The sequence below is a fragment of the Zongyangia acetica genome (assembly GCF_038739695.1).
Classification (GTDB): Bacteria; Bacillota; Clostridia; order Oscillospirales; family Ruminococcaceae; genus Zongyangia; species Zongyangia gallinarum.
Genome location: NZ_JBBEWN010000028.1, coordinates 1 through 10,075 on the forward strand (window position 1 = coordinate 1; position 10,075 = coordinate 10,075).

The following is a 10,075-nucleotide window of genomic DNA, read 5'->3' on the forward strand; positions in this document are numbered from 1 at the left end:
CCGGCCATCAGTTGGTCGGAAAACTGTACCTGTGGCACTCGCGGCACTTTGACATAAAGCCGGTTCGGTGCGGAGAAGCCGCCCCGTTCCCGTTCCAGCAGCCCCGCCATGTCCAGTTCATTAAGCGCCCCCTTTATGGTGGTGCTGCCCTTATCCAGTATTTCGGCTATCTCCGCGATTGGATAGATAATATATATCCTGCCCTCGTCGTCCTGCCACTTGTTCTTCTGGGAGAGTGTGGAACGGTCTAACAGCAGCGAATACAGCAGCTTGGCGGTCTGGGAAATCTCCATTTTCAGCAGGAAACGGGGGTAGGGCAGATAGATAGGCAGCGGCGTGTCTGCCATGATATAATCAGCGATAGTATCACCTCCCTGTGTTCGGGTTGATTGTGGTGTTTTGTCACGCCTTAGAACGGCGTTTCCGGGGGAAAAGGATAAATGTATCGCGTACCCTTTGACACTCACGAAAAAAACCTTGATTCATGCGGGTTTGAAAGGCTCTAAAGCGTGACATTTCTGCCTTTGTTTCCGCTTTCTCTCGGCGGCTTTGAGTTTCTTCATGCGTCCGGCGCAGTCGGGGCAGTATTTTCCCCGGTTGGATTTGGGGACAAATGCCGCCCCGCAGACCTCACACCGTTTCCGGCTCCCCCGGTACAAGAGGGCTGCGGCCAGTTCCCCGTCAAGGGGCAGGACAGCCACACGGAACCAGCGGCACATGAGGGAAAGGGAAATGCTTTGGACGCACACGCAAGGCTCCCCGTCGTCTAACAGCAGGCAGTTTCCCTCGTCGTAGTTACAGCACTCATGTACCAGCCGCCGCGCCCGCCGGTGCTGGCGGTAGTCCATGCGGGGCAGGTTATCGCTCATGGCTCTGCTCCTTTCTGCGGTGGGGTTCCTCCCGGCGCAAAATCTGGTCGATGTTCCGCTTGACGGTCTGCAACTCCTTGAACCGCTGTTTCTGTTCGTGGTAGGTGTTATACAGGCCGTCTTTCTCGGAGATAAGCTGCTCGATCTCTGCCTGCAACGCTTTCCGGGCGGGCAGCTTGGTGATGCCATGCGCCTTGAAATACCGGGCGGCGGCTTCGGCTATGATAAAATCGCTCTCGTTTGCCTGCCGGTAGGCGGCGCGGGCTTTCTCGGATTTCTGCGCTTTCAGCCCGTCGCGGGTGGGCTTGGTCTTGGCATAGGCAAGTACCTGTTGCTGCAACTCCTTTTTCCCTTGTAGCTTCGTTTCCAGTGCTTTCAGTTCGCCGCTGGTCTGGCGCATTTCCTGATAGGCGGTATCAACGGCGGCTTCTAACTGCTCCGGGGAAGTAAAGCCGTATTCCTGATACACATTCAGCGTCGCGGCCATTTGTTTGAGGTTGTGCATGGTCGCCCATCGTTCATAGCCCCGGCCTTTGCCCTCGGCCATTTTCTGCTCAATGTCCACAAGCCGCTGCACACCGTCCTGCTTCGGGGCGGTTTGTGGGGCTTTTGTGTTCCCATGCCGGGGGTATTCGAGTATGGCTGCGGCCTTTTCTGTGGCTCTGGCGGCGTTCTGCTCCAAAACGGAAAGGACAGCGGTGCGGTCAAAGTCGTCGCCCAGCTTCCGGGCGGTAATTGGCTTTGTCCTGTCCGGCGTGAGGTAGGAAAGCCGCCCCCGGCTCTCCTTGACGGTCACGCCCTCCCGCAGCAGCAGAGAGGAAAATTCGTCAAAGCTGGCGGCGGTGGCAAGGGCTTTCCGTATGGTCTGCCGCAGCTTCTCCTTGTTCGTTTCAAACTTGGTCTGCCGGGGCGTGATACCGCCTGCAATCATGGGGGCGTTCTGCTTGTCCAGCGCAGCCTGTCCCTTTTTCTGCGCCCAATACTCCCGGTCGGTCACGCGGTTCTTGCTGCCGTTCAAGAGGTCGATTTGGTAAAGCCCCTCCCGGTGGCACATCTCCATGACTTCGGATTTGAAGTAGCGCAAGGCAGCGTCGGTACAGCGGTGCTTGCAGCCGGCTTTCGTGTCGGCTGGCCTGTCCATGTAGGGCAGGAACGGTACTTCCTCTATCCGCAGGCTGTTAATGACGATATGCACATGGATATTGCCGCTGTGGTTGTGGCCGTCCGGGTGGGTGCATACAAGGGCTTGGTGGCCGGGGAAATGCTCGGCGCAAAACTTCTCGCCCAATGCCTGCGCCCGGTCTACGGTCAAGCCGTTGTCCGGCCCGTCCCGTGGGTCAAAGCTGATGATATAGTGGTGGCTTTTCACATCTTCCCGCCGCTGGTTCTTCCCATAGCGGAGATTTGCCCGCATACAGGCAACGGCAAAATCCTCCCCGCCGCAGTTCAGCGTTGACAGCCGGTAGTCCTCGCGGGGGATAAGCCTGCCGGTTTCATCAAGGACGGGCTTCATGGTAAACTCGTCATGCTCAAAGAGAAGATATTGTTCGGCGGCTCCGTAGTCGGCGTTTTTAGAGTTGATATGCTTGAGTGTTGCCAACTGCGTCACCTACTTTCTTGAGGACTTCATACTTGAGGGCGGCAAGGTCGGCTATGGCGGCGCGTACCTCGCCGGACAGCGCATTGTAGGGTGAGCCGTACTCGTTCAGATACCGGGCAATCTGATTGAGGTTGCCGCCGATCCTGCCGTACTCGGCGGCCAGCTTCCCGACAGCGGAGAGCAGTTCATCATTGACCGCCGATACATGGACAACGGGGCGTATGGTCGTGCGCCGTATCGCCTGCCGGAGAAATTCCGACTGGCTGATACCATAGGGCGCAAGCCGCGCTGTGAAGTCGGCGTATTCATCTTCGGACAGCCGGGTTTTCACAACGCGGCTGCGGTGGGGCGTGTTGTATTTCTTTCGCATAGGCTGAAAACCTCCTCTCACTATTCTTATTGCTGACTTTTTTCGGATTTTGGGCGGAGAAAATTTCCTCTCACTCCTCCCATTGCTTAACTTTTCGGGAAATTACAAAAACTTTTTTTTGCATTTCGGCAGAAAAATCCCTCTATACCTCCCATTGGGCAACTTTTTGGAAAATAACAAAAACTGTTTTCAGCTTTTTCGCCCGTAAGGGCGTATAGCAGGGTTTGGGGAAGGCACTCCCCAACAAGTTTCCCGCGAGGGGCAAAACCGCAGAATTGCGGATTTTGGCACCGTGGTAGAAACTTGCTCTTAGTAAGCCGCAGACTGCCCCTGTCCGGGCTTTTCCGTACATAGAGCGAACGGGGCGGGGCTTTCAGCCCGCTGTGCGCGGTCTTTTTTTTCTTTCGCCAAAGATACATTCAAAAGGCCGCCAGCTACCCGCTGTCCGGGGATTTTTCAAATTTTCTTTTGCCTTAGTAATCCGGGAAACAGGATTTTGGCAACCTACGGGGCAGAGAATTTTTCCTTTCACTCCCTACAACACTGCGTTTTGAAATTTGCCAAACGGAGCAGGCAGCTTTTTCTGGCTTCACCTACCTACTACGGGTGACTTTGCGATTTTGCCAAATGGACAACAAAAAAAGCAGCAAATCTTTTTCAGACTTACTGCTTTCACTGGCCGCTGGTGGGCGGCTGGTATTCAGTTTTGGGGCTTATCGGTCAAAGCGAAACTTGAATAGTGCGGAGATTAGCTGCTGCTTCACATATTCCTCAACCTCGGCGTTAACCTGACCGTGTACTTTGGAAAAGTAGCGGATATATCCGGCATAGTGGGAAAGGACGGTGTCGATTGCGTCCGGGTCGCCCTCATGGGCTTTGACGATTGTTTCATAGGGGAGAAGTTTACTCATGGTCTTTTCCCTCCATGAGCCGCCGTAGCCGCTGCAAGGCAAGCTGGATATGCCGCCCCGCTGTGCTGCGTGTCCGGCCAATATGTACGCCGATCACTCGCTGCGGCTGGCGCAGGAAATAGTAACGGAAAATCTCTTCCTGTGTCTGCTCCGGCAAGAGGGCAAGGGCGGCGGCAAGTTCCGCATGGTACAGAACGGCGGTCTGGCCGCAGGCGGTAAAAAGATATTCTTCAAGCTGCTCCGGTTCGGCAAGCTGGACAAACTTCTCATTCATCAGATAGTCAAGAGAAACTTCCCGTTCCCACCTCCGGCGCAGCTTTAAGATTATATCTATGGCTGCGTGACGAATGACAATCTTGCAAAAGGCATTGAATGTGTACTGGATATGCACTTTGTAGGCTTCATCTTCGGTCATGGAAATTCCCCCTCTCTGAATAATAGTGCGGGGCGGCAGCACTCCTTGCTGTCGCCCCTTGATTGCCTATCTGCAAAGGCGGGCGGGGCTGTCAACGGCGGCGCATATGCGCCGTTCATCTTGACTGTTGACTGGCTCGGCTGGCTTTGCCATTTGAGTGTAATTGCTTATTCTTTTTTTATTTGCAGACTTTTGAGGTAGAACGCCTGCTCCTCCCTTTTCTCTGGCTCACTCTCAAAAGGGTTATGCTGTCTAATTCATTCGTTGTCTTACTATTTCATACATCATTATAGATGCAGCACAACTGACATTGAAAGAACTGGCATAGGAATCTTCAGCCATAGGAATCGTACATAAAACATCACAATATTCCTTAAATGCCTTATTTAATCCCATGGTTTCATTTCCCATCATTAACATAACCGGGGTTTTCAAGTCCTCATGATAGATAGGCTTTTCGTGGTGGGCTGTTGTGCCTATGATCTTAAAGCCAGGGTATTTTATTCTAAGGCTTTCAACGAATTTATATAAATCCTCATTGTGAATGATTCGAATCACCGGAAGATTGAAAAAAGAACCCATCGCCGAAACAATTACATCAGGCTCATACAAATCAACCGCATGTCCAGTAATTATCAACATATCTACTCCCAACGCATCACATGAACGTATCATCGTACCTAAATTTCCTTTATTAGAGGGCCTGTCAAATAACACAATAAATGGATTGGAAGATAACGCAACATTTTCTAACCTGTCTTCCCTCATTTCAATAATAGCCAATAATTCAGAAGTTTCTTCTTTTCCACTTAATTCCTTTAGCAACTGTGCCGTAAGAGTATAATTGACTTCTGTTTTTACTGTTTCTATCATATGTTTTGCCCAGCCTGACAGATTATTCTTGTCATAAATAAAAGAAATAATCTTCCAGTTATTTTTAACCGCTTCATTTAAACTTCTTACGCCTTCAACAATAAATTGATTATATTTATATCTTTTATTTCGATTATGCTTCAATACTTCAAATCTCTGGTAATCATTATTTTTATTTAATATAGAAACAACTTTCATTTCAATACCTGCCTCATCATACTTTGGTTTTCGAATTTTTCACCCATTGTAAGCCCATTTTTGAAAAAATAAGGGAAAATGATTTCCCGGTTTTTCTGTGGCAGGGATAACAGGACGGCGGCAAGTTTTCCATTGGTGAGGATAACTGCCTGACCGCATATCGTTATAGGGTGTTCTTCATGGGGTGCTTCAAAATATTCGTCTGTTGTGCCTAAAGGGTAAAACTTTTCTTCTGTGAGGTATTCAAGGGATATTTCTTTTTGCCGCCGTCTGCTCCTGTCACGCCATGCGTTGATAGCCGCATAGTGTATGACGGTCTTGCAAAGCCATTGAACGTGTACATGATGTGTTCTTTGTATGCTTCTGTGCAAGGCATAGATGATTCCCCCTTTCTCCCACATAGGGCGTTGTATGGTTGACGGGTTTCATTTATAATATCAGAGGGCGGCAGCACCCCTTGCTGTCGCCCCTTGATTGCCTACCAGCAAAGGCGGGCGGGGCTGTCAACAGCGGCGCATATGCGCCGTTTATCTTGACTGCCCGCTGGCTCGGCTGGCTTTCCTATTTGAGTGTAATTGCTTATTCTTTTTTTGTTACTGGAATCCAAATTTCACTGTATGCGTAGTTGGGCTTTTTGTCGTCCATTTTTGTAAAAGAGAAAGAAAACGGCTCTGCCAGTTCATAATCTGCCGTCATAAACCATTCGGAGTAGATTCTTGCCATTGTATCCTGCAAAGTAAACGGGAAGATTCCTTCATTTGGAAAAACTGCCCACGTATGAGCTTTAACAGGAAATGTGTCCAGATTACTGCTAATGTCATTTTTAGTTGTTAAAACTCCAATTAAATGCGTTAATTCACCAGCTTCTTCAAGAAAGTTCGTATCTGATTCATAGGAAACATTTACAGTTTCATATGGCTCAATGTTTTGCAACCGGTGCATTTCTTCTTTCTGTTCCTGTGTTATGCTTTGTGCCAGTTCCAAAATAGCGTTGTTTACTCCCTCATATTGTAACGGCACTCGTTTACTTACACCTGCAAACGTAAAAGCAGGTTTTTCAACAATTTTATATTCCATTAAAGTTCCTCCCTTCATAGTTACAACAAATTGTAACTTTTGGCATGATTTACATTGTTTCAACTTTGCGACTTGTGACGGTAAGATACCGCTCCATTTTTTAAAGGCACGTGTAAATCCGTCTACGGATTGATACCCATATTGATAAGCGACATCTGTTACCTGCGCCCCCTGCAACAATTCTTTGTTAGCTTCTGAAAGTCGTCTGTTTTTTACATACTCATTCAGCGTCATATTGGTAAGCGCAAAAAATATTTTTCTAAAATGATAATCTGAAACATTTATATGCTCAGAAATCTTCTCAAGTAAAAACTCGTCCTCCAGGTGCGCTTCAATATAGTCCATCGCGTCATTCAATTTCTTTAACACATTGCCCCTCCTTCCGAATACGAATATCACAATTTAGAAAGATATGCTCGACATTAGCATACAAAATTAGTCGGGTTATAAATAAAGGCCGTTTGCTCAATATAAGTTTACACAAAACCGACTTGAAAACAAAACTAACATAGACTCTCCTTATATTCAAAGATTTTTATCCGTGATAACGCACAAAATATTACGTTATTTTCTGAAACATATGCCGAACCTTATCTAAACGGCTGTTGGGACGGCGTGGCTGCAATACAGGCTCCCCGGAAATTTCTTGGTACCCTTTTAATTCGGTAAGGCAGACGCTTCTCCCATTTGTATAAAAATTTAAATCATTCCTATATTCGCCGATGCAGCGGGCGGGGATTTCTCCCGTAAAAATAACTTCATCATTTTTAAGCAAGGTTGATTCAATCACTGCACAATACTTCGGTGCGTCATTATAAGCCCGTGAAATATATTCCTGCGGTGCAAAAAGGGTAAAGGAAAGGTATGGTTCCAATAATTGTGTTCCTGCTCTTTTCAATGCCTGTTCTAACACGATAGGAGCAAGGGAACGAAAATCTGCGGGGGTACTAACTGGACTGTAATAAACTCCATAGTCAAAACAAATTTCACAATCTGTCACTTCCCAACCGTATAAGCCTTGCTCCATTCCATAACGCACCCCTTCCATAACGGCATTTTGAAAACTTTGGTTTAAATAGCCGAGAGATACTTTGCTTTTAAACCGGGTTCCACTTCCGGCAGGAAGTGGCGTTACAGTTAAGCCAATGGATGCCCAAAACGGATTCGGCGGCACTTCAATATGAATCGTGTAACTGGCTGTTTTTAATGGCCTTTCCAGATAAATGACCGTAGGTTCTTTCACATTTATGTTCACATGGTATCGCTCTACTAACAGAGAGCATACAACCTCTAACTGGACTTTTCCTAAAAAAGAAATGATGATTTCATGCGTTATCGTATCCACATAGTAATGCAACAGCGGATCTGTATCTGCAATTTCCGTCAGGGCATTCAGCAGGAGGTCTCTTTGTTCCTGATTTTGCGGCTCCACCGTCGTCCGAAGCAAAGGAATCGGATTTTTTTCCCATGCCTTGCGCGGCAAAAGTTCTACATTTCCGAGAGTATCATTCAGCTTCAGAGTGTCATTGGTCAAAATAACAATTTCTCCGCAACAGGCTGTGTCCGCCGGTATAATCTCTCCGTTTGACGGAATCCTCATTTCTGTGATTTTTAGTTTTTGATTTTGGGGCAGGAGAATCGTATCCCGTAAATGAAGTGTCCCGCTGTATAACCGCAAATAAACGAGCCGCTTTTTCTGGTCTGTGTACTCGATTTTAAAAACGCTTCCGCATAGCTCGGATTGATCGTTGTCCGCACCAGAAGTAAATGTTTCTGCAATCACTTCAATCAGCTTTTCAGTTCCGATATTGTTCTTTGCACTCCCATGATAAATAGGAAACAGGGAACCGTTTTGCATTCTTCTGCATTTCTCCCTCTGTAAATCTTGTATTTTCAAAGGTTCCCCCGCAATATATTTTTCCAAAAGTTCATCATTTCCAGCAATAATAGAATCCCATTTTTCTATATCCTCAATGTCTGTCAGAGACACTTCCGGAGTGAGCGAAACATCTTGCATAACCATGACATCATCAGAAAGTTTTTCTCTGATATTTTGATAAACGCTCTGTAAGTCAATGCCCTCCTGGTCTATCTTATTTACAAAAATAATCGTTGGGATTTTCATTTTCTGGAGCGCATGGAACAGTACCCGTGTTTGTGCCTGCACGCCGTCCTTTGCGGAAACTACTAAAATTGCTCCGTCAAGAACAGCAAGTGAGCGATATACTTCCGCCAAAAAGTCCATATGGCCGGGGGTATCGACAATATTGATCTTATAATTCTTCCAGCCGAAAGAAGTGACGGCCGTTTGAATGGTAATCCCACGCTGGCGTTCCAACAGCATGGTGTCTGTCCGCGTTGTTCCCTTATCTACACTCCCTAATTCCGGAACGGCTCCGCTGGTATAGAGCAGGCTTTCTGTCAAAGTCGTTTTTCCTGCGTCTACATGAGCAAGAATGCCGATATTGATTATTTTCATGTGTTTGTCCTCCATTCAGCCCCCAAAGGGCATAAAAATCCCCAGCAGCAAAATACTTTTACCGCTGGGGATATAGCGAATAGACATACACATACATACAACGCACTGCAAGCAGCGGTCGCTCTTTTGATATGTCAAATATATAAGGCAAAAGTATTCTTAAAAAGGGTACAAAAAACTAAGCCCCTTGCAAGGGACGGTTACAATTCTTTGTTCCCACTATTTGATTATAGTTAATTAAGAATACCTTGCCGCATATTTTTAACTCCTTACTTGGAATAGAAATATTATAGCATATCGGCATTGAAAAAGAAAGTCCTGAAACAAAATTTACGGAATAGTAGGCTGCTGTCTATCAATCTCTTGTGTGTTTCTTTATGACACATGAGCATTCGCACCGGGGTTGTCGTTGCCGTAACCTTCCAGCAGGTTGATGACACCCCAGATGCCGAGACCAGCGCCCAGAGCGATAACGAGGGTCTGAAGAACGGTGATAGCCTGATTGAAAAATGCCATAAATTATAGTTAGCCGGAATCATTTGAAAAGTTTGATTTAGTCATTCATAGGCATACAAAAGCCGGAACAATCGGCACCCGGTTTCCGGGGCCTGATTCCGGCTGTCCTCCTTTTTTCATTATTTTTTGGTGATTGTCCGCTTTGTACGCCGATGGCCCCATCCGGGGCGGTTGAGGCGGGTAGATAAGATCACTCCTATTACAATAAATTTGGACAGGAAAACCGAGCAGCCAGTCCGGCTTTCCCTCCATCTCGTGCCTAAGCTACAATAAGAGGAGCAACTGGCTGACCAATCACTCCTTGGGCTTATATGTCCGTGCGAAAGACTGTTAGCCATCCTCTTGTTGTAGCGTTCGATTTAAGCAGGTTGAGCCACCGAATGTCGGAGAGTTCGCGTCACATAATAGATTGAATCGGCAGCGAGAAAAGATGGATTCCGGTTGCAGATCCTTGGTATTGGAGGAACGCGAATGAACTGTGTTGGCATTGATGTTTCCAAAGGGAAAAGCATGATCGCCGTCATGCGGCCCTTCGGAGAAGTGGTGGTTTCACCCTTTGAAGTGCGCCACACCGCCAGTGAACTGAGCAAGCTGGCAGGGTTGCTCAAAAGCCTGGACGGTGAGACCCGTGTGGTGATGGAATCCACGGGTAATTACCACGCGCCGGTGGCCTGGCTGCTCCACGACGCGGGCCTTTATGTCTCGGTAATCAATGCAATGCTGGTGCATGACTACGGAAACAACAGTTTAAGACGGGCCAAAACCGA

At 47.5% G+C, this 10,075-nt stretch carries 11 protein-coding genes and 1 pseudogene; 1 reads left to right on the forward strand and 11 read right to left on the reverse strand.

From position 1 onward, the window contains the following. The 11 genes and pseudogenes from WGC32_RS14640 to WGC32_RS14690 form a co-directional block, all read right to left on the reverse strand. Positions 1-467: replication initiator protein A (locus tag WGC32_RS14640; RefSeq protein ID WP_462933647.1), on the reverse strand; the 467-nt coding region annotated here is incomplete at its 3' end. Positions 468-482: 15 nt separating this feature from the next. Beyond that, positions 483-869 (reverse strand): cysteine-rich VLP domain-containing protein, encoded by a 387-nt coding sequence (locus WGC32_RS14645; RefSeq protein WP_070087578.1) that lies wholly within the window; start codon positions 867-869, stop codon positions 483-485. Next, a complete protein-coding gene (locus WGC32_RS14650; protein WP_070087579.1) occupies positions 859-2,469 on the reverse strand; it encodes a relaxase/mobilization nuclease domain-containing protein in 1,611 nt (536 codons plus the stop codon). Before WGC32_RS14650 ends, WGC32_RS14645 begins: the two co-directional genes overlap by 11 nt. After that, a complete protein-coding gene (locus WGC32_RS14655; protein ID WP_070087580.1) occupies positions 2,441-2,839 on the reverse strand; it encodes a plasmid mobilization protein in 399 nt (132 codons plus the stop codon). Before WGC32_RS14655 ends, WGC32_RS14650 begins: the two co-directional genes overlap by 29 nt. Before the next feature lie 713 nt (positions 2,840-3,552). Beyond that, positions 3,553-3,750, reverse strand: a complete 198-nt coding sequence (locus WGC32_RS14660) for a helix-turn-helix domain-containing protein (RefSeq protein ID WP_070087581.1) — start codon at positions 3,748-3,750, stop codon at positions 3,553-3,555. Further along, positions 3,743-4,165, reverse strand: coding sequence for an RNA polymerase sigma factor (locus WGC32_RS14665; protein WP_070087582.1), 423 nt, complete (start codon positions 4,163-4,165; stop codon positions 3,743-3,745). Before WGC32_RS14665 ends, WGC32_RS14660 begins: the two co-directional genes overlap by 8 nt. Before the next feature lie 252 nt (positions 4,166-4,417). Further along, a complete protein-coding gene (locus WGC32_RS14670) occupies positions 4,418-5,236 on the reverse strand; it encodes a TrmH family RNA methyltransferase (protein WP_070087583.1) in 819 nt (272 codons plus the stop codon). Then, positions 5,233-5,607: a sigma-70 family RNA polymerase sigma factor gene (locus tag WGC32_RS14675; protein WP_204245260.1), complete on the reverse strand. Its 375-nt coding sequence runs from the start codon at positions 5,605-5,607 to the stop codon at positions 5,233-5,235. The genes WGC32_RS14670 and WGC32_RS14675 overlap by 4 nt, the downstream gene beginning before the upstream one ends. Before the next feature lie 208 nt (positions 5,608-5,815). Then, complete coding sequence (locus tag WGC32_RS14680) at positions 5,816-6,682, reverse strand: AraC family transcriptional regulator (protein WP_070087584.1); 867 nt, start codon at positions 6,680-6,682, stop codon at positions 5,816-5,818. Positions 6,683-6,872: 190 nt separating this feature from the next. After that, complete coding sequence (gene tet / locus WGC32_RS14685) at positions 6,873-8,792, reverse strand: TetM/TetW/TetO/TetS family tetracycline resistance ribosomal protection protein (protein WP_070087585.1); 1,920 nt, start codon at positions 8,790-8,792, stop codon at positions 6,873-6,875. A gap of 387 nt (positions 8,793-9,179) precedes the next feature. Next, a pseudogene (locus WGC32_RS14690) lies at positions 9,180-9,308 on the reverse strand (Maff2 family mobile element protein); the annotation flags it as partial. Positions 9,309-9,779: 471 nt separating this feature from the next. Here WGC32_RS14690 and WGC32_RS14695 point away from each other — a divergent pair. Then, on the forward strand, positions 9,780-10,075 hold a 296-nt coding region (locus WGC32_RS14695; RefSeq protein WP_342682982.1), incomplete at its 3' end, for an IS110 family transposase.